Origin of the sequence: Methylophaga marina, assembly GCF_030296755.1 — a bacterium.
Lineage (GTDB): Bacteria > Pseudomonadota > Gammaproteobacteria > Nitrosococcales > Methylophagaceae > Methylophaga > Methylophaga marina.
The window spans coordinates 1,431,356-1,450,476 of sequence record NZ_AP027741.1; the positions used below are offsets into that span (position 1 = coordinate 1,431,356).

Annotated in this window: 23 protein-coding genes and 2 pseudogenes; 22 read left to right on the forward strand and 3 right to left on the reverse strand. The window is 42.2% G+C overall.

The window, feature by feature from the left end:
• Nucleotides 1-30: 30 nt before the first annotated feature.
• Nucleotides 31-678 (reverse strand): fumarate/nitrate reduction transcriptional regulator Fnr, encoded by a 648-nt coding sequence (fnr, locus tag QUE24_RS07355; RefSeq protein ID WP_286305949.1) that lies wholly within the window; start codon nucleotides 676-678, stop codon nucleotides 31-33.
• A 198-nt stretch (nucleotides 679-876) separates the two neighbouring features.
• On the opposite strand from fnr, the gene hisB reads away from it, so the two are divergent.
• The 10 genes and pseudogenes from hisB to tatC all read left to right on the forward strand — a co-directional run bounded on the left by hisB (nucleotide 877) and on the right by tatC (nucleotide 6,059).
• Nucleotides 877-1,470 (forward strand): imidazoleglycerol-phosphate dehydratase HisB, encoded by a 594-nt coding sequence (gene hisB, locus QUE24_RS07360; RefSeq protein WP_286305950.1) that lies wholly within the window; start codon nucleotides 877-879, stop codon nucleotides 1,468-1,470.
• 53 nt (nucleotides 1,471-1,523) lie between these two features.
• Entirely contained in the window at nucleotides 1,524-2,165 is a 642-nt protein-coding gene (gene hisH / locus QUE24_RS07365; protein ID WP_286305951.1) for an imidazole glycerol phosphate synthase subunit HisH, read from the forward strand.
• Nucleotides 2,166-2,191: 26 nt separating this feature from the next.
• Nucleotides 2,192-2,941 carry a 1-(5-phosphoribosyl)-5-[(5-phosphoribosylamino)methylideneamino]imidazole-4-carboxamide isomerase gene (gene hisA, locus QUE24_RS07370; RefSeq protein ID WP_286305952.1) on the forward strand — a complete coding sequence of 250 codons (750 nt, stop codon included), beginning with the start codon at nucleotides 2,192-2,194 and terminating at the stop codon, nucleotides 2,939-2,941.
• An 8-nt stretch (nucleotides 2,942-2,949) separates the two neighbouring features.
• Nucleotides 2,950-3,722 (forward strand): annotated as a pseudogene (gene hisF / locus QUE24_RS07375) (imidazole glycerol phosphate synthase subunit HisF).
• Nucleotides 3,723-4,106 (forward strand): phosphoribosyl-AMP cyclohydrolase, encoded by a 384-nt coding sequence (hisI, locus tag QUE24_RS07380; protein ID WP_286305953.1) that lies wholly within the window; start codon nucleotides 3,723-3,725, stop codon nucleotides 4,104-4,106.
• Entirely contained in the window at nucleotides 4,103-4,423 is a 321-nt protein-coding gene (locus QUE24_RS07385) for a phosphoribosyl-ATP diphosphatase (RefSeq protein WP_286305954.1), read from the forward strand. The genes hisI and QUE24_RS07385 overlap by 4 nt, the downstream gene beginning before the upstream one ends.
• Nucleotides 4,420-4,758, forward strand: coding sequence for a histidine triad nucleotide-binding protein (locus QUE24_RS07390; protein ID WP_286305955.1), 339 nt, complete (start codon nucleotides 4,420-4,422; stop codon nucleotides 4,756-4,758). The genes QUE24_RS07385 and QUE24_RS07390 overlap by 4 nt, the downstream gene beginning before the upstream one ends.
• Before the next feature lie 11 nt (nucleotides 4,759-4,769).
• Nucleotides 4,770-5,012: a twin-arginine translocase TatA/TatE family subunit gene (gene tatA, locus QUE24_RS07395; protein ID WP_286305956.1), complete on the forward strand. Its 243-nt coding sequence runs from the start codon at nucleotides 4,770-4,772 to the stop codon at nucleotides 5,010-5,012.
• Between the two features lie 20 nt (nucleotides 5,013-5,032).
• Nucleotides 5,033-5,335: a Sec-independent protein translocase protein TatB gene (tatB, locus tag QUE24_RS07400; RefSeq protein WP_286305957.1), complete on the forward strand. Its 303-nt coding sequence runs from the start codon at nucleotides 5,033-5,035 to the stop codon at nucleotides 5,333-5,335.
• Nucleotides 5,328-6,059, forward strand: coding sequence for a twin-arginine translocase subunit TatC (tatC, locus tag QUE24_RS07405; protein WP_286305958.1), 732 nt, complete (start codon nucleotides 5,328-5,330; stop codon nucleotides 6,057-6,059). Before tatB ends, tatC begins: the two co-directional genes overlap by 8 nt.
• Here tatC and QUE24_RS07410 read toward each other — a convergent pair.
• Nucleotides 6,056-6,400 (reverse strand): pentapeptide repeat-containing protein, encoded by a 345-nt coding sequence (locus QUE24_RS07410; protein ID WP_286305959.1) that lies wholly within the window; start codon nucleotides 6,398-6,400, stop codon nucleotides 6,056-6,058. The two genes, tatC and QUE24_RS07410, sit on opposite strands and share 4 nt — an antisense overlap.
• A gap of 168 nt (nucleotides 6,401-6,568) precedes the next feature.
• Between QUE24_RS07410 and QUE24_RS07415 the strand changes: the two genes are divergently transcribed.
• Nucleotides 6,569-6,811, forward strand: coding sequence for a TIGR02647 family protein (locus tag QUE24_RS07415; RefSeq protein WP_286305960.1), 243 nt, complete (start codon nucleotides 6,569-6,571; stop codon nucleotides 6,809-6,811).
• Here QUE24_RS07415 and folA read toward each other — a convergent pair.
• Entirely contained in the window at nucleotides 6,789-7,286 is a 498-nt protein-coding gene (folA, locus tag QUE24_RS07420) for a type 3 dihydrofolate reductase (protein ID WP_286305961.1), read from the reverse strand. The two genes, QUE24_RS07415 and folA, sit on opposite strands and share 23 nt — an antisense overlap.
• A gap of 286 nt (nucleotides 7,287-7,572) precedes the next feature.
• Here folA and QUE24_RS07425 point away from each other — a divergent pair, with 286 nt between their 5' ends.
• The 11 genes and pseudogenes from QUE24_RS07425 (at nucleotide 7,573) to QUE24_RS07480 (ending at nucleotide 19,085) form a co-directional block, all read left to right on the forward strand.
• Nucleotides 7,573-8,226, forward strand: a complete 654-nt coding sequence (locus QUE24_RS07425; RefSeq protein WP_286305962.1) for a primosomal protein N' family DNA-binding protein — start codon at nucleotides 7,573-7,575, stop codon at nucleotides 8,224-8,226.
• Nucleotides 8,220-9,754: pseudogene (gene priA / locus QUE24_RS07430) on the forward strand (replication restart helicase PriA). Before QUE24_RS07425 ends, priA begins: the two are co-directional and overlap by 7 nt.
• A 105-nt stretch (nucleotides 9,755-9,859) precedes the next feature.
• On the forward strand, nucleotides 9,860-11,617 hold the full coding sequence (gene argS, locus QUE24_RS07440) for an arginine--tRNA ligase (RefSeq protein ID WP_286305964.1): 1,758 nt from the start codon (nucleotides 9,860-9,862) through the stop codon (nucleotides 11,615-11,617).
• An 11-nt stretch (nucleotides 11,618-11,628) separates the two neighbouring features.
• Nucleotides 11,629-12,225 (forward strand): SPOR domain-containing protein, encoded by a 597-nt coding sequence (locus QUE24_RS07445; protein ID WP_286305965.1) that lies wholly within the window; start codon nucleotides 11,629-11,631, stop codon nucleotides 12,223-12,225.
• Between the two features lie 102 nt (nucleotides 12,226-12,327).
• Nucleotides 12,328-13,602, forward strand: a complete 1,275-nt coding sequence (locus QUE24_RS07450; protein ID WP_286305966.1) for a formylmethanofuran dehydrogenase subunit B — start codon at nucleotides 12,328-12,330, stop codon at nucleotides 13,600-13,602.
• Between the two features lie 13 nt (nucleotides 13,603-13,615).
• A complete protein-coding gene (locus QUE24_RS07455) occupies nucleotides 13,616-15,283 on the forward strand; it encodes a formylmethanofuran dehydrogenase subunit A (RefSeq protein ID WP_286305967.1) in 1,668 nt (555 codons plus the stop codon).
• Entirely contained in the window at nucleotides 15,280-16,179 is a 900-nt protein-coding gene (gene fhcD / locus QUE24_RS07460) for a formylmethanofuran--tetrahydromethanopterin N-formyltransferase (RefSeq protein ID WP_007144228.1), read from the forward strand. The genes QUE24_RS07455 and fhcD overlap by 4 nt, the downstream gene beginning before the upstream one ends.
• Nucleotides 16,176-16,991, forward strand: a complete 816-nt coding sequence (locus tag QUE24_RS07465) for a formylmethanofuran dehydrogenase subunit C (RefSeq protein WP_286305968.1) — start codon at nucleotides 16,176-16,178, stop codon at nucleotides 16,989-16,991. The genes fhcD and QUE24_RS07465 overlap by 4 nt, the downstream gene beginning before the upstream one ends.
• A gap of 90 nt (nucleotides 16,992-17,081) precedes the next feature.
• Nucleotides 17,082-18,086, forward strand: a complete 1,005-nt coding sequence (locus QUE24_RS07470) for a class 1 fructose-bisphosphatase (protein WP_286305969.1) — start codon at nucleotides 17,082-17,084, stop codon at nucleotides 18,084-18,086.
• Nucleotides 18,087-18,120: 34 nt separating this feature from the next.
• Complete coding sequence (locus tag QUE24_RS07475; protein ID WP_286305970.1) at nucleotides 18,121-18,594, forward strand: DUF4124 domain-containing protein; 474 nt, start codon at nucleotides 18,121-18,123, stop codon at nucleotides 18,592-18,594.
• Nucleotides 18,595-18,617: 23 nt separating this feature from the next.
• Entirely contained in the window at nucleotides 18,618-19,085 is a 468-nt protein-coding gene (locus QUE24_RS07480) for a DM13 domain-containing protein (protein ID WP_286305971.1), read from the forward strand.
• Nucleotides 19,086-19,121 lie beyond the last annotated feature (36 nt).

Consider the following 19,121-nt stretch of genomic DNA (forward strand, 5'->3'; position numbering starts at 1 on the left):
AAAGCGAGCGCTTACCAATTTTTCCCAATATTAACCACACAATGCTTTCAATTTTTCAACATCACGGATGGAAATCGACTTATTATGAATGTCGATCAAGCCTTCATCTTGAAAGCGAGAGAAAAGGCGGCTGACTGTTTCTACAGCTAAGCCCAGATGATTAGCGATATCACCACGAGACATACTCAGTTGAAATTCACGCGCAGAAAAACCCCGATCTTGGAAACGACGGGAAATGGATAATAAAAATGTCGCTAGTTTTTCTTCAGCGGTTTTTTTGCCAAGCAAAAACATCAGGCTTTTATCACCTGATAATTCCTTACTTAAACGCGACATCATCTGCACTTGCAGTTGAGGCATATTTGCGCCTAGCTCTTGCAACATATCAAAAGGTAATTCACAAACACTGCTGCTTTCTAAAGCCTTGGCATTCGAACGGTAGGCTTGTTCGTAAATGGCATCAAGGCCAACAAACTCACCTGGAAAATAAAACCCGGTGACTTGTTCCCGACCATCGACAGCAGACACCGTAGTTTTAAATGAGCCTGAGCGGACAACATAAATAGAATTGAACGGTGTTTGAGTGCTGAATAAAGGCTGACCACGTGAGTAACTCTGACTACGTTTAATGATTTTATCTAATTGAATCAGGTCATTATTATGTAAACCAAGAGGCAAACATAATCGATAAAGTGAGCATTCCTGACACGCAAGATTATGCTCATGTTCAACTTTGGCGAGGTCCTGAAATAGGGGGTAACGTTGCCTAACTGAGTCATTGTTAATCCTGTGTTGTGAACATCGACTATAATAACGCTTCAAACCCTTGTTCGAAACAGTTATTATCTCTTTTTATTATTAATTTCAGGAACTCAAATGACCACTCGTAGCGCGTCAGTTGCGCGAAACACGCTAGAAACACAGATCGAAGTATCAATCAATCTGGATGGAAGCGGTCAATTCAATGCCGAAACCGGTGTCCCATTTTTAGATCACATGATGGATCAAATTGCTCGTCATGGTTTGTTTGATTTATCGGTCAAAGCCAATGGTGACTTACATATTGACGCACATCACACTGTTGAAGATGTCGGCATTACGATAGGTCAAGCGCTGAAGAAAGCCTTGGGTGATAAAAAAGGGGTTGTTCGCTACGGACATGCCTATGTCCCCTTAGATGAGGCTCTGTCTCGAGTGGTACTCGATCTCTCTGGTCGTCCTGGTCTCGAATTTGATGTCACATTTACCCGCGACAAGATTGGCGAATTCGATGTCGACCTGTTCTATGAGTTTTTCCAGGGCTTAGTGAATCATGCTGGTATGACTCTGCACATCGATAATTTAAAAGGCCGCAATGCTCATCATATTGCTGAAACCATATTTAAGGCATTTGGTCGTGCATTACGAATGGCTGTTTCACTGGATCAGCGCGCACTGGAGCAATTGCCTTCAACCAAAGGTGCTTTATAATCCTTTATTAAGAATTATTAGCCAATAAAACTAAGTAAATAAACAGGTTTAACATGCATCACATAGCAGTGATTGACTACGGCATGGGTAATTTACGCTCAGTATCAAAAGCACTGGAAGCAGTTTCTAATAATGCCTCTGTTGTTGTCACATCTGACCCAAAAACCATTCTTTCTGCCAGTCATGTTTTATTTCCGGGTGTCGGCGCAATTCGTGATTGTATGGCGGAACTCAAACAGCTGGAATTAGAAGATGTTATTTTGCAAGCAACACAAGAAAAGCCTTTTCTAGGTATCTGCTTGGGTATGCAAGCATTGCTGTCGCATAGTGAAGAAAATAGTGGTGTGGACACGCTGAACCTTTTTTCAGGTAGCGTTAAATTATTTCGACCTGATGCTTTAATTAATGGCGAAAAATTAAAAGTGCCGCATATGGGCTGGAACCAAGTTCATCAAACCTGTTCACATCCTTTATGGAAAAACATAGAGCAAAATAGTCGTTTTTATTTCGTTCACAGTTTTTATGCTGAACCCACAGATAAAGCAGTCATTGCAGGTACTTCAGCTTATCCAGATGATTTTGCTGCAGCATTGTACAAAGATAATATTTTCGCTGCGCAATTCCATCCAGAAAAAAGCCAACGTGCTGGACTGCAGTTATTAGAAAATTTTGTAAACTGGGACGGTCAGTCCTAACAGACATCAACAAACGGAGTAAGAATATGTTGTTAATCCCTGCCATTGATCTCAAACAAGGTCACTGCGTGCGCTTGCGTCAGGGGCGAATGGAAGATAACACGGTATTTTCAGAGGATCCTGTTGCAGTTGCTCGGAAATGGGTAGAAGCAGGGGCGAAAAGACTTCATATGGTCGATCTTGACGGTGCTTTTGCAGGTAATCCGGTCAACGCTGACGTCATCCACGAAGTTTGCAAAACATTTCCTGACTTGGATGTCCAAGTTGGAGGTGGTATTCGTGACGAGGAAACCATTGAAACCTATCTTCATGCTGGTGTTCGCTATGTCATTCTTGGAACAAAAGCGATTAATGCACCGCATTTTGTGGGTGATGTCTGTGCTGAGTTTCCAGGGCATATCATTGTCGGCCTAGATGCAAAAGACGGTAAAGTAGCCATTGATGGCTGGTCAAAATTGTCTAATCATGACGTTATCGACATCGCTCAACAATTCGAACAAGATGGCGTTGAAGCCATTATTTATACTGACATCAGCCGAGATGGCATGATGCAGGGTTTCAACCTCGAATCAACGCGTGACTTAGCTCGAGCCATTCAAATCCCAGTGATTGCTTCAGGCGGTGTCAGTTCATATGAAGATATTGAGTCGTTATGTGCCTGTGAAGATGAAGGTGTGATGGGTGCTATTCTAGGCCGTTCTATATATGAAGGCAGTATTGATTTGAAAAAAGGTCAGGAGATGGCTGATAAATTAAATCCGCCTCTGGAGTTTTAAATATAACCATGTCTCTTGCAAAACGCATTATTCCTTGTCTTGATGTTGATGGTGGGCGTGTTGTTAAAGGTGTCCAATTCGTTGATATAAGGGATGCTGGCGATCCGATTGAAGTCGCTAAACGCTATGATCAACAAGGTGCTGATGAAATTACCTTCCTTGATATTACAGCTACTCATGCTGAACGTGACACTATGGTTCATGTGGTTGAAGCGGTAGCCAGTCAGGTCTTTATTCCATTAACCGTCGGCGGTGGAATCAGAACGGTAGAAGATATTCGTCGCATGCTGAATGCCGGAGCCGATAAAGTTGGCATCAACTCAGCAGCTGTTAACAATCCAGAGTTTGTTCGTGAGGCGGCAGAAAAGTTCGGCTCACAATGTATTGTCGTTGCTATTGATGCAAAAAAGTCTCTGCTGAAAACGAAACTGATAAATGGGAAATTTTTACCCATGGTGGACGAAAACCTACAGGTATTGATGCCGTAGAGTGGGCTAAAAAAATGGTCGAGTATGGTGCGGGTGAGATTTTATTGACCAGCATGGATAAAGACGGCACAAAGTCAGGTTTTGATCTGGCGCTTACCAGAGCAGTCAGTGATGCTGTTAACGTACCAGTGATTGCTTCAGGTGGTGTTGGCAAACTTCAAGACTTAACGGATGGCATTAAATTAGGTCATGCGGATGCCGTTCTGGCTGCAAGTATCTTCCACTTTGGTGAACACACTGTTGAAGAAGCCAAACAACAAATGGCTGCACAGGGTATTGAGGTGAGGTTGTAAATGACAACTTGGCTGGATCAAGTGAAGTGGAATAGTGATGGTTTAGTTCCTGTCATTACGCAAGAGTTTGAAAGCAAGCAAGTACTCACTTTAGCTTGGATGAATAGAGACGCATTAGCGCTGACAGCTGAACAAGGACATGCCATTTATTGGTCACGTTCACGACAAAAGTTATGGCATAAAGGTGAACAATCAGGGCACCAACAGATCGTTAAATCAATACGAATGGACTGTGATAACGATGCTATTTTGTTGGAAGTGATTCAAAAAGGGGGCATTGCCTGCCACACTGGACGGCATCACTGCTTCTTTAATGAATTACAGTCAGATAAATGGCAAGCAATTGAGCCAGTTTTAAAAGACCCAAAAGACATTTATTCATGAGCGATATAATTAAACAACTTAGTCAAGTACTTACCGAACGCAAAACAGCTGATGCTGATAGCTCATACGTTGCCAGCCTCTATGCTGCAGGCACAGATAAAATTCTGAAAAAGCTGGGTGAAGAAGCCGTTGAGACAGTCATCGCAGGCAAAGGTGGTGTGAAAGACGAAATTATCTATGAAACTGCTGATTTATGGTTTCATAGCCTTGTCTTACTGGCGCATAATGATATCGATTCTCAAGCTGTTCTTGATGAACTTGCCAGACGCTTTGGCTTGTCTGGCCTGGAAGAAAAGGCTAACCGGAGCAAATCATGAACGATTGTATATTCTGTAAAATCGTCGCAGGTGAAATACCTTCAAACCGCGTTTATGAAGATGAACTAATTTATGCCTTTACTGACATCGCTCCCAAGGCATCTGTACATGTGTTAGTGATTCCGAAACAACATATCGCCAGGCTGGATCACGCAAATCAAGAGCACGCTTCGCTCCTTGCCCATATGATGCTCAGCTTACCCAAAATAGCTGAATCACAAGGCCTTAAAAATGGGTTCCGTACGATTATTAACACCGGACCTGGTGGTGGCCAGGAAGTCGATCACCTGCACATTCATATCCTTGGCGGTAGTAAAATGCCTGGATTCAATTAGGAGATAACCCCATGTTAGGTGGTATTAGCATTTGGCAATTACTTATCGTTTTAGCGATTGTTATTTTATTATTTGGCACAAAAAAACTGCGATCGCTTGGTGGTGATTTAGGTAGTGCAATCAAGAGCTTCAAAGACTCTGTGCAAGATGGCAAAGATGATATCGATAAAGAAAAAAATGACGCTATCCAACATCATGATGCACATGATGACATTTCACAGAAAAGTGATAATAAAGATAAAACTTCTCACTAGTCTAAATCGGCACATTCGCCATGTTTGATATTGGATTCTGGGAAATCTTAGTCATTGCTCTGGTGGCATTGATTGTCGTCGGTCCTGAAAGACTGCCAAAACTGGTCAGAGTGACTGGACTTTGGATAGGCCGGGCTCAAGCCTCATTACATGCCATAAAAACAGATATTTCCAGAGAGCTTCGAGCGCAGGAGTTAAAAGATGCGCTTAATAAAACTAATCAAACCATGTCTGATATGAATCAAACGATTCATATTGACGAAAGTCTGCAAGAGAATAAAAAAACCGCTCAAAAAGAAGAGACCGATAAAAAAGATGGATAATCACGATCAACAACCTTTTATATCCCATCTGGTTGAGCTAAGAGATCGTTTACTAAAGGGCGTGCTAGTCGTTTTAGTTATTGCTTTATGTTTACTGCCTTTTTCCAATAACCTTTATCACTTTTTGTCTGAACCTTTACTCGAGCAGCTACCAGAAACCAGTACCATGATAGCGACAGAAGTCGCCTCACCATTCTTAACGCCGTTTAAACTCACGTTGAGCACGGCCATACTGCTGGCTGTACCAGTATTGTTATACCAATTATGGGCTTTTGTCGCGCCGGGTTTATATGCACATGAGAAAAAGCTGGTGTTCCCATTATTATTTGCCAGCACGATTCTATTTTTCTTAGGTATTGTTTTTGCCTATTACGCCGTCTTCCCACTGATATTTGCCTTTTTGACTCAAGCCGCGCCTGAAGGGGTGGCGGTGATGACAGATATCAGCAGTTATCTGGATTTTGTTTTAAAACTGTTCTTTGCTTTTGGCTTGGCGTTTGAAGTCCCTATTGCCACTGTGTTGCTCATATGGACACAAGCAACCACAGTGGAGTCATTAAAGCAAAAGAGGCCTTACATCATCGTAGGGGCTTTTGTCGTAGGTATGTTACTCACGCCGCCAGATGTCATTTCTCAAACCTTACTCGCTGTGCCTATTTGGTTATTATTTGAAATGGGGTTATTCAGTGCCCGTTTTTTACCTAAAAAACAGCAGCAACTTTAGTTCTTGTATCGCATCCGCGTGCCATGTTGTAAAGACAGCAAGACTTCTTCTGCTTCTATCTGTTTAGGAAAATACACACCAGAAATCTTTGCACCATGAATACTGGCGCCTTCCATGCTGACACACTCAGTAAAATCGATACCCCTTAAGTCAGCCTGGCGAAAATAACTATTTGAAAAATCTAAGCCTTTCGCAAGTAGTCCGACCAGTGTCAAGTGTCTAAAATCACACCCTCTTAAATCGACTTGCTCACCAGCAGCGACTCTCTGATTAAACTCCTGTACCTTACCGTCTCGAAGCAATTGATATAGCGGATTATCTGTAATGATTGGAGCAGCCATCGTTATTTTCTCCCTTATTAACGTTATTATTGTTTAGCGGCTAAATATTAAATAAGTTCATCATATTTATATACAACAGAAAATATTCGGATGTATTTCACAAATAGCTAAATCAGTATCACCCTTTATGCTATGTTAAATCCATAAATACAACAAAGGGCTCAGACAATGACAATCAACAAATACCTAATAGAAGAAATCGAAGTCTTACTTCAATTCCCTCTGGATAGCACTCAGGCGGGTATTAAAGTCCATCATAATGCCAGACAGGAAATGATTGATGCCACTGAGAACCTATATAAAAAAGGACTTATCAGTCAACATGATGGTGGCTATCTGACCGATCTCGGTTATGAAGCGGCTGAACACTTACAGCACGCTTTACAAATCATACGTTCTGAATCCGTTTAAAAAGTCTGAAACTATAGTCATATTGATTTTTTTCATCGGCTTGATAGTCTTCTGAACTCAGTAAAGTCCAGTCGGAACGATCCCATTCTGGAAACCAGGTATCTCCACCATCAATCGTGGTATGGACTTGAGTAATATAGAGTTTGTCGCATAGTGGGAAGCATTGTTTATATAACGATGCACCTCCCATTATCATCACTTCATCCACATCCTTACACTCTTCAAGAGCTTGCTCCACAGAGTGGACGACTTCACAGCCTTGTGCGATGTAGCCCTGTTGGGTCGTCACGACAATATTTCGCCTGCCTGGCAAAGGTCTACCGATAGATTCATGTGTATTTCTACCCATAATGATAGGTTTGCCCATTGTTGTCCGTTTAAAAAACTGTAAATCCGCTGATATTTTCCAAGGTAAATCATTATCTTTACCAATCACACCTTGCTCATCCATTGCCACAATCATTGCTATTTTCATTGACTCTCCAAAGACCTTTTTATTGCCCAATTAAGACTAAATTTTATCCATGATAACTGCTGTATAAGATTCCTATAAGATCGATCACAAGTTGTGGATAACTTTTCCTGTGGATAACTCGTCTTTTTATCCACAAGATTTAGACTGCGCAGCTTTGTAGTTATTAACATGTCGTAACACAGATAAAATATTGATTTATATGTTGTAATAAGAACTATCCAACAATCCACAGGCATAAATCATTAACATCACTAAAAAAATATCTTTCTTTCTTTATGTTTAATTAATGACTTGCATACTTCACATTAGCGTACCCTGTCCTCTCAGACAATTGTTTGATTACACCTCTGACTTACCCATCACAGAGTGGAAGATAGGAGCACGAGTAAAAATAAACTTTGCTAACCGACTCTGTACTGGCATCGTTATGAAAATTAGCGAAGTCACTGAACAAACAGAAATTGCCAAGTTAAAACCCATTGAAGAAAAATTAGACAATGAGCCCCTCATTCCAAAAGAGTTAATACAAACATTGTTATGGGTAAGCCGTTATTACCATCATCCTTTAGGAGAATGTTTCCAAACGGCTTTACCTAAACTCTTAAGAACAGGCAAACCTGCAGAAATCGAGACAGAAAATTGGTGGAGCAGAACTAACAAAACCGTAGAGAAAAAAATAGGGTCGAAACAACAGCAGTGCTTAGATTTACTTAATGATTATCCTGACGGTATTAGTCAATCCCAGCTAAAGCATTACCTTGGAAATATTAATACTTCTTTAAAATCGCTTGAAACAGCAGGTCTTATATCGCAACAACAAAAAGCAAAGTTACCGATAGCAAGGAATGAACTTCATTTTGATTTAGAACTTAATGATCAACAACAAAACATTGTAGAAAACGTTTGGAAAAAAAGGACCAATTTCAACCATTTTTGCTAGAAGGAATAACAGGAAGTGGTAAGACGGAAGTCTATATTGAACTCACCGAAAGGGTGTTAAAGGACAATCAGCAAGTATTAATACTTATCCCAGAAATTGGTCTGACGAGTCAATTTGTTGATCGATTCAAGAAAAGATTGAATACAACCATTGTCATCTTAAACTCATCCGTGTCTGATAAAGAGAGAAAACAAGCCTGGCTATTAGCAAAAGCAGGATTAGCTCATGTCATTATTGGTACACGCTCTGCCGTTTTTACTCCTTTAAGCCAACCTGGCCTTATCATTATTGACGAAGAACATGACAGTTCTTACAAGCAACAGGATGGTTTGCGCTATCACGCCAGAAATGTCGCGTTGATTAGAGCTCAGAAGTACGATATTCCTATCGTAATGGGAAGTGCGACGCCTTCTCTGGAAAGTTTGTATCAAGTAAAAAAACAACGCTTTGAACTTCTGGAATTAACACAACGTGCAGGAAGTGCTCAATTACCCAAAGTACGTTTAGTTGATTGTAGTCAGGCTAATCCTGATCACGGTTTTAGTGACATCCTACTTAAGGCAATAAAAAAACATCTTGATGCGGGCAATCAAGTCATTTTGTTTATTAATCGGCGTGGTTATGCTCCCGTTTTGATGTGTCACGACTGTGGCTGGCAAGCAAAATGTAAACACTGTGATGCAAGAATGGTGGTTCATCAACATCGTCATATTCTGTTTTGTCATCACTGTGGCTATATTCAGCGTTTAGTTGAGGAATGTCCTGAATGTGAATCCAGCTCTCTTAAAAGTTATGGAGCTGGTACAGAAAAAATAGAGCAGCATTTACAACAACTTTTTCCCGAAACGCCGGTGATTAGGGTAGATCGGGATACCACACAAAGAGTGAATGCTTTTTCTGACTTAGTCGCTGATATCAAACAGGGAGAAGCGAGAATTTTAGTGGGCACGCAAATGCTGGCAAAAGGTCATGACTTCCATGATGTGACTTTAGTGGGGGTGCTTGATACGGATCAAGGCCTATATAGTGCAGACTTCAGAGCCACAGAAAATCTGGCACAAATGATTACTCAAGTCACAGGAAGGGCTGGTAGAGGAGAAAAGTCTGGTGAAGTTATTATTCAGACTGAACAGCCCGCACATAATTTCTGGAAAACATTGATCTCCAATGGATACAAAAAAACGGCAGAAAGTCTATTACAAGAACGAATAGAAATGGCATTACCTCCAGCATCAAACTGGGCGGTCATTCGAGCTGAGTCTGCTGATAGAGAAGAAGCCACCGCTTTTTTAGAAGCATTCAGCGCACAGTGTCATCAACAACTCGCTGAGGATGTCCTCATTTTAGGTCCTGTCCCTGCCATTATGGAAAAAAGGGAGGACGATTCAGAGCACAATTATTATTAAGTAGTGCACAACGAAAACCCTTACACCAACTGTTGGATCAACATATCAGTGTGATTTCAAGACATAAACTGGCGCGAAAGGTAAGGTGGTCTATTGATATCGATCCGGTCGATATTCTTTAAGCAGGCATACAGTAGTCAAACTTGAGACAATCAAGGATGTAAACCGAGTGGATGATCGGGTAAAATGCGCGACACTATTCAAATTGCATTCAAGGTTCATTAACGTTGAAAAATCAACTGAAAAACCTGCTCGGTCAGGCTTTATCTACGTTTATTCAAAAACACGCTTTAGACATTGAGCTACCTGAGATACAGATAGAGCGAACTAAAGATAAATCTCATGGTGATTTTGCCGCCAATATCGCGATGATGCTGGCCAAACCAGCCAAAATGAATCCTCGTCAAATTGCCACCGAAATCGTTGAAGCATTGCCCGCGACAGAGTTTGTTACCAAAGTTGAGATTGCCGGCCCTGGATTTATCAATTTTTTCCTTTCTGCTGAAGCGAATCAGAAAGTCATCACAGATGTACTTGAGCAAGGTGAAAAGTTTGGTTTAAGCCAAGTTGGGCAGGGTAAGAAGGTACAGGTAGAGTACGTTTCCGCGAATCCAACTGGACCTTTGCATGTCGGGCATGGTCGTGGTGCTGCTTATGGCTCTGTTGTGAGTAGCCTGCTATCCGCGGTCGGTTTTGACGTTCACCGCGAATATTATGTGAATGATGCCGGCAGACAAATGGATATACTGGCTACCAGTGTCTGGCTGCGTTATTTGGATGAATCTGGTGAAGTGTTTACTTTCCCGAGTAATGGTTACCAAGGCGAATATGTAAGAAATATTGCAGGTGAGTTAAAAACTGAGTTCGGTAACCAGTTTTTACTTTCGGCCAGTCAGGTTTTTGAAGATATCCCTGCGGATGAGCCTGATGGTGGCGACAAAGAAATGCATATTGATGCATTGACCAATAAAGCGAAAAGCTTATTAGGCGAAGCCAATTATCGGATTATTTTTGATAAAGGTCTCAATGCCATCCTGAATGACATTCGTGATGACTTGGCTGAGTTTGGTACAGAGTATGACGAATGGTTTTCCGAACGTTCCCTCGTTGAGTCAGGCGATGTAGACAAAGCGGTTGAAGTGCTCAAAGCTGCTGGTCACTTGTATCAGGACAAAGGGGCATGGTGGTTTAAATCCACGGCATTTGGTGATGAAAAAGATCGTGTTGTTGTGCGTGATAATGGCCAAGCTACCTATTTTGCTTCTGATATTGCTTATCACCTCAACAAATACCAACGTGGTTTTGATCGTATTATTGATATCTGGGGTGCTGATCACCATGGGTACATCCCACGCGTTAAAGCGGCTGTCGAGTCAATGCAACTTGATGCAGACAAATTAAATGTCTTATTAGTGCAGTTTGCGGTGTTATACCGGGGAACTGAAAAAGTAGGTATGTCTACCCGAAGCGGTGAGTTTGTAACGTTGCGTGAATTACGTAACGAAGTGGGTAAAGACGCAGCGCGTTTCTTTTATGTGATGCGTGGCGCTGATCAGCATATGGATTTTGATCTGGAGCTCGCAAAATCTCAAAGCAATGATAACCCCGTGTATTACGTACAGTATGCTCATGCTCGTGTGTGTAGTGTTTTCAGACAGCTGGCTGAGCGCGGACAAGACTGGAATCCAGATAGTGCAAAACAGTACCTGAACAAACTGACAGAACCTCAGGAAGAGACATTAATGACGATGCTGTCACGTTATCCAGAAATTCTGGAAACAGCAGCATTAAATCATACCCCTCATTTGTTGGCTCACTATCTGACTGATTTGGCTAGAGATTTTCACGCTTACTACAACGCACATCAATTTATTGTGGATGATGTGGAGTTAAGTCAGGCACGTTTATTACTGGTCTCAGCAGTCAGACAAGTGATTAGAAATGCCTTATCTGTGATGGGTGTTTCAGCGCCTGAGTCGATGTAAGAGGTTGAGCTTTGGCGGCAAAAAGAAATACACGTAACGAGCCATCATCCCGTTCCCTACCATGGGGACCGATGTTGTTGAGCTTTGCTGTTGGTGCTTTTGTGATGTTTTTACTGCACCTTAAAGATAATGTTCCAGCCGATAAGTCTGGTAGTGTAAAAACAACGGAGTCTAAACAGCAGAAAAAGCCTGAAAAGAAGGAAGGGGTTGAACCCACATTTGATTTTTATACCTTACTTCCTGAGATGGAAGTGATGGTGGATAAGAAAAATAAAGGGTCACAACCGATCGTCACTTCGCCTTCTGATGATTCAGATGCTGCTGAGGCCACAAATAGTACAGAAGCGGAAACGTCAGCTGAAACTGATGTCAGCTATATGATACAAGTTGGTTCCTTCAAGAGGGCTGCGGATGCGGACGGTTTTCGCGCGAAGTTAGCCTTATTAGGTATTGAGTCTAAAGTTCAGAGCGTTACTATAGACAATAAAGAAACCTGGCATCGAGTTCAGGTGGGTCCTATTGCTGGTCGCAGCAAGGCAGATGCTTTGCAAAAGCAATTACGTGAAAATAATATCGACTCGCTACTGTTACGGGCCAAACACAATTGATAATAGAAAGTTGAATAAATTCGTGACTGTCATGGTCCAGGCTGTTTATTATCAAGCGCTACTGATTTCAGTTTTGTAATTTGAGTAATTGAGGACACCGACATGACGGACAATACAGAAACTCACATCTTTGAAGATGTAGTCAGTCCTTTTTGTGGTATTGCTTCTGATGATTTGGTCATCGAAGTTAAGGGTAATACCATCACGGTGAAAGAGAATGGCGATGCGGTCACCAAACCTGGTTTTGAGACACCGATAACTGATCTTTCACCACGAATAAAAGGTCAGGATGTTTCATTTGAACAAGCAGTCAATCACATTGCAGGTTTGCTGAAATCAAGCAAACAACCTCTAATAGGTGGAATGGCGACTGATTTAAATGGTGCCAGGGCGGCAATGTCACTCGCCGATATGACGCGAGCTACGGTTGATAGTTTTTATTCTGATAACGCTTTCAAAAATATTCTGGTACTACAAGACACTGGTTACATGACAACCACACTGACTGAGGTCAGAAATCGTGTTGATTTGTTGATTGTTGTCGGTAGTGATATCGAAAAAGGCTTTCCTCGGTTTTATGAGCGCATGATCTGGCCACAAGAAAGTATGTTTGGTCAGGATATTGAGTCAAGGGAAGTTATTTATCTCGGTAAATCACCTTCTGGTGACGCTTCCACCTCTCCTGCAGGTAGAAAAGCCAGTGTATTACCGTGTGATATTGATGATTTGCCAGAAGTCATTTCTGTATTAAGGGCCTTAGTCAAAGGCAAAACAATTCAGTCAGAATCTGTGGGTGGGATAGCCACTTCCGAACTTGCTGAGCTGGCAGAAAAAATTAATACTGCAAAATACTCTGTACTTACTTGGTCTGGCTCTGAAATGAGTATGGAGCATGCTGAAGCAAGCATTCAAAACCTGTGTGAAATGATAAAAGAGATCAATGAAACCAGGCGTTGTAATGGATTAATGTTGGGTGGTAAAGATGGTGATACCACAGTGAATGCCGTGTCATCCTGGCAAGCTGGCTATCCGATGCGAACCAGCTTCAGCAGAAATATGCCTGATTACGATCCCTTCCTGAACCGTGGACAACGTATGCTGGATGAGGGAGAAGTGGACTGTCTGCTTTGGATTTCCAGTTTCAACACGAAGTTAACGCCACCAAAAACTGACGCAGCAACAGTTGTTTTAGGCCGTTCTGGAATGACGTTTGAGAGTGAACCAGAAGTCTTTATTCCGGTGGGGGTTCCCGGTATCGACCATGTAGGACGAACATTCCGTTGTGATAGCTCAGTATCACTTCCACTTACAAAATTACGTGACAGTGGTTTACCCAGCACACATGAGGTATTAACGGCTGTTGAGAAAGCCCTGTAAACGGAGAAAAAATATGCTGACAAAATTAACAGGTGGACGCATTTTTGACCCAGAACATGGGCAAAATGATGTAGTGAGAGATATTTATATCCGCGATGGTCGAATTGTAGACGCACCAGCGGACGGAAAAGTCGACGAAGAAATTGATGTCCGTGGCAAAGTCGTTATGTCTGGCGCGATCGATATGCACACCCATATTGGTGGCGGTAAGGTCAATATTGCCCGTACTATGCTACCGGAAGATCATGCCGAATCGTTAATTGAACGTACAGAACTCATGCGAAGCGGTAGCGGTCATGCTGCACCAAGTACGCTAACAACAGGTTATCGTTACGCTGAAATGGGCTACACAGCCGGATTTGAACCTGCGGTGATGCCAGTTAATGCGCGTCAGGCACATATGGAAATGCATGACACACCGATTATCGATAAAGGTGGTTATGCCATGTTGGGAAGCGATGACTTCCTATTACGCATGATGGCGGCCAATGAAGATCAGGAAGCCATTAATAACTATGTGGCCTGGACATTAACACACAGTCAGGCTATTGGTTTGAAAGTGGTCAATCCCGGTGGTATTAATGCATTTAAATTTAACCAACGTAAGTTGGATCTGGATGAGAAAAACAGTTTTTATAACGTCTCTCCACGTGAGATTTTGCAGCGTTTATCTCGTGCGGTGACTGAACTGGGTGTGCCACATCCTTTACATGTTCATGGTTGTAATCTAGGTGTACCAGGTAACAAAGATACGACACTCGATACGATTCAAGGTATTGAAGGCTTGCCGATGCATTTAACCCATATTCAGTTCCATAGTTATGGCACTGAAGGGGACTTTAAATTCTCATCAGGTGCAGCTGAGATCGCTGAATCTATCAATAGAAACAAAAATATCACCGTTGACGTTGGTCAGATTCTGTTTGGTCAGACAGTGACCGCCTCTGGCGATAATATGCGTCAGTTTGATGGCAGCAAACATGCCCATCCTAATAAATGGGTGTGTATGGATATCGAATGTGATGGTGGTTGTGGTGTTGTTCCATTCAAATACAAAGATCAAAGCTTTGTAAATGCCTTGCAATGGATGATTGGTCTGGAAACCTTCCTGATGGTGGATGATCCATGGCGTATCTTCCTGACCACAGATCACCCCAATGGTGCACCGTTTACCAGCTACCCACATTTAATTAAATTATTGATGGATAAGTCTTTCCGTAACGATATGCTGTCTACGCTGCATCCAGAAGCACAAAATGCCACCCATCTAGCCTCATTGGATCGTGAATACAGTCTTTATGATATTGCGATTATGACGCGTGCTGGTGCAGCAAAACTGGTTGGACTGGCTGACCGTGGTCATTTAGGTGTCGGTGCTGCTGCAGATATTACGGTGTATACCGATCATGCTGATCGTGAAAAGATGTTCACTTCACCAGATTATGTGTTTAAAGATGGCAATATTGTTGTGAAAAACGGCGAGCTGGTTAAAGTCACTTGGGGTACGACGCATGTGGTCAAACCTGAATATGACAAAGGTATTGAAAAACCATTAAAAGAATACTTCGATAAATATCACACAATGACCATGGGTAACTTCAAAATCAGTGATGATGAAATCGTTGATGATGGCCGCGGAAGTTTGACCGTACAGCCGTTGAAAAAAGGAGGCAAGTTATGATTATCAACGGCGTCACTATAGATGAGACGTTTGCTGAAGCTTTTCCAATGAAAGGCACACGGCTGATTATTACAGCATTAAATGCCAAATGGGCCATGATTTCAGCACAAGCATTCACCGGTTTTGCGACTTCTGTTATCGCCTGTGGTTGTGAAGCAGGTATTGAGCGCGAACTGGATCCGAGTGAAACACCGGATGGTCGTCCAGGTGTCTCAGTACTTATCTTTGCAATGGGTGGTAAAGGTCTGGCGAAACAAGTAGAAACGCGTGCTGGCCAATGTATTTTAACGTCACCTACATCAGCCTTGTTTTCTGGACTGGATAACAGCGAAAAAGAAATCGCTCTAGGTCAGAACTTGCGTTATTTCGGTGACGGTTTCCAGATTTCGAAAATGATTGATGGTAAACGTTACTGGCGTATTCCTGTCATGGATGGTGAGTTTTTAACACAGGAAAAGACCGGTGTTCATGACTCTGTCGGCGGTGGTAACTTCCTGGTCTTAGCTGAATCACAAGCGCAAGCATTAGCGGCGTGTGAAGCGGCGATTGAAGAAATGAGAAAAATTCCAAACGTCATCATGCCTTTCCCGGGCGGGGTTGTAAGGTCAGGTTCTAAAGTGGGCTCCAAGTTTAAAGCGCTGAATGCGTCTACCAATGATGCTTTCTGTCCGACCTTAAAAGGTCAGACTAAGAGTGATTTATCACCAGAAGTTGAATCGGTCATGGAAATTGTAATTGACGGTTTGACCAAAGAAGATATTGATAAAGCAATGCGTGTGGGTATACAGGCGGTCTGTGATTTAGGTGCTGAAAATGGTATTCGTCGTATCAGCGCGGGTAACTATGGCGGTAAATTAGGTCCATACCACTTCCACTTGCAGGAGATCATGGCATGAGTGCATTAACATTCACGTTAAAAACATCACCTGCACAGCGGGTGGATTGTTCACCATTAACAGCCGACAAATTGGCTGATAAAACAACGGCGGAAATTGCAGCAACCACCCTAGTGGTTGGTAACCAAGCTGTACGTACGGATGAGATTTTTGATATTCAGGGTGATGATGTTGCGAATATTCATTTCGCTAAAGCCTCAGATAAACTGGATCATATCGGTCATGCAATAACCACGGGTAAGATAACTGTGGATGGAAATGCAGGCGCTTATCTTGGACAGTTTATGGAAGCTGGCGATATCACCGTTAATGGTAATACCGGCATTTACACTGCCTGTGAAATGAAAGGCGGTACCATTAAGGTTAATGGTAATGCCGGTGATTTCCTGGGTGGTGCCCGTATTGGTTATAAGAATGGTATGACGGGTGGTACTGTGATTGTCACTGGTAATACAGGTGCAAGAACAGGTGATCACATGCGTCGCGGCTATATCTTTATTGAAGGTGATGCCGGTGATTACTGTGGCTCAAGAATGGTGTCAGGGACGATTGCCGTATTAGGTAACGTGGGTAAACATTTTGGTTACGCGATGAAACGTGGCACCTTATTACTGACCTCAGCACCGAAACAAGGTATATCTGCTAACTTTAATGATTGTGGTTCACATACATTAGCGTTTTTGCCGCTGATGTTTGCGTCATTTAAAAAGTTTGATACCAAGTTTGCCGAGATTGAACCTTTTTCACGTGTTCAACGCTATGCTGGCGATGTTTCCGGCATAGGCATGGGTGAGATTTTAATTAAGATTTAAACCAGAAAAACCCGGCTTCTAGCCGGGTTTCTTTTCTCTCCGTGTTAGAAATGATGATAGCTTTAATGTGTTAATGACGGGGATGTCTTTATGTCTGATATCGGACAATCAGTTAATCAATTCATTGTTGAAACGCAACGTGCTCACCCATCAGCGACAGGTGATTTAACAGGACTGTTGAATGATGTCATTAGTGCCTGTAAAAAAATCGCAAACCTGGTCAATCGAAGTAGTATTTTAGGTCTGGAAGGCTACGCTAACAGCAATAATGTGCAGGGCGAGCATCAGAAAAAACTCGATATTCTGACCAATGATGTCATGGTGGAGCACTTAAACTGGACCGGTCATCTGGCGGCGATGGTGTCAGAAGAAATCGATGACATTATCACTATTTCTGATGATTACCCAAAAGGTAAGTACTTACTTTGTTTTGACCCATTAGATGGATCGAGCAATATCGATATCAATCTGAGCGTAGGTACCATCTTTTCCGTATTACGCTGTCCTGAAGGCATTGAAAATCCCAGTCACGAACATTTTTTACAAAAAGGCAAAGAGCAAGTCTGCGCCGGTTTTTGTGTGTATGGTCCCAGCACTATGCTCATTCTTACCACTGGTTTTGGTGTAAATGGCTTTACCTTGGATAGAGAAGTGGGTGAGTTTATTTTGACTCATCCGGATATGCAGATCCCAGAGGACACGTCTGAGTTTGCAATTAATATGTCGAACCAGCGTTATTGGGAACCACCCGTTAAACGCTATATTGATGAATGTATTCAAGGTGTAGATGGTGTGCGTGAGAAGAATTTCAATATGCGCTGGAATGCTTCCATGGTCGCCGAGGTCTATCGCATTTTGACACGTGGAGGGATTTTTATGTATCCACTCGATAGTCGTATCGCACAGCAAGGTGGGAAGTTACGACTGCTGTATGAAGCCAACCCGATGAGTTTTATCATTGAGCAAGCAGGAGGGGCTAGTAGTACGGGTAGAGAACGTATTCTGTCTCTACAACCCGAATCTATTCATCAGCGTGTACCCGTTATTCTGGGCTCAAAACATGAGGTAGAAAGACTGGAGTCTTATCATCTTTGAGTTGTCCATCCCAAAAGGATTTTGGAGGTTAAGGATGTTACGTGTTTTATTGTTACTAATTCTGGGCATCAGCATGGTTGCTCAGGCAGATATTTATAAATGTGCTGAAAAAGGCCAGGTGCATTTTCAGGATAAACCTTGCCTGTCACAGTCTGAAAAGGTTGAAATAAAACTTCATCAGCCTTCTAAAGACGATATTGATCAACAAAAGCAACGCACGGCCGCTTACAAAGAAGATGCGCGAATTCAAGAAATTTTAACGCTCAAGAAAAAGAATATAGCGCTACAACGCCAAATTGATGATTTGGCGGTAGAAAATAAGGCGAAATATGAGGCCTTGCAGCAGCAGACTTATGATGTGGGTAATGGCATGGTTGCCACACGTGATCCCACAGTATTAGAAAATATGCGAGTAGTGCTGCAACAGCATTTACAAGAAATAAAACACTTACAGCAGGAAATAGAAAACAATAAAAACCATATACAAACGCTATCTGCTCAACGATGATAGTCATATGAGAGGGGAGTGCGATGAAGAAAGTATTACTGTTACTCACTCATAGTGTCATGCTGGTAATGGGGTTTGCCTTGGGCATTTATGCATTACCTATTCTCACGCAGCCAGATAAACCTTCGATGGTTGAGATTGGTCAAGTGGCCACCTCAGCACTATTCACCGGCGACTTTGAACGTGATCTTGAGGGGAGTGATGTGCTGCATTATGGTAGCGGCACGGTCTACATCAGTGCTGACAAGATCGCCTTTGATGGACAGATTACACCTGGTCCAGATTACAAGTTGTATTTATCTCCTCTGTTTGTTGAAACGAAACAAGCGTTTCTAGCCAATAAAGATAAGATGATAAAAGTAGGTGATGTCAGAACCTTTAATGGTTTTATGCTGGATATGCCTGAGGGTATTAGTCCGACTGATTATCAGGCTGTAGTGATTTGGTGTGAATCATTTAATATTTTCATTACAGCCGCCAAATATCATTAATGATGTTAAGGCAAACTAAGTTTAAAAAGGTAATAA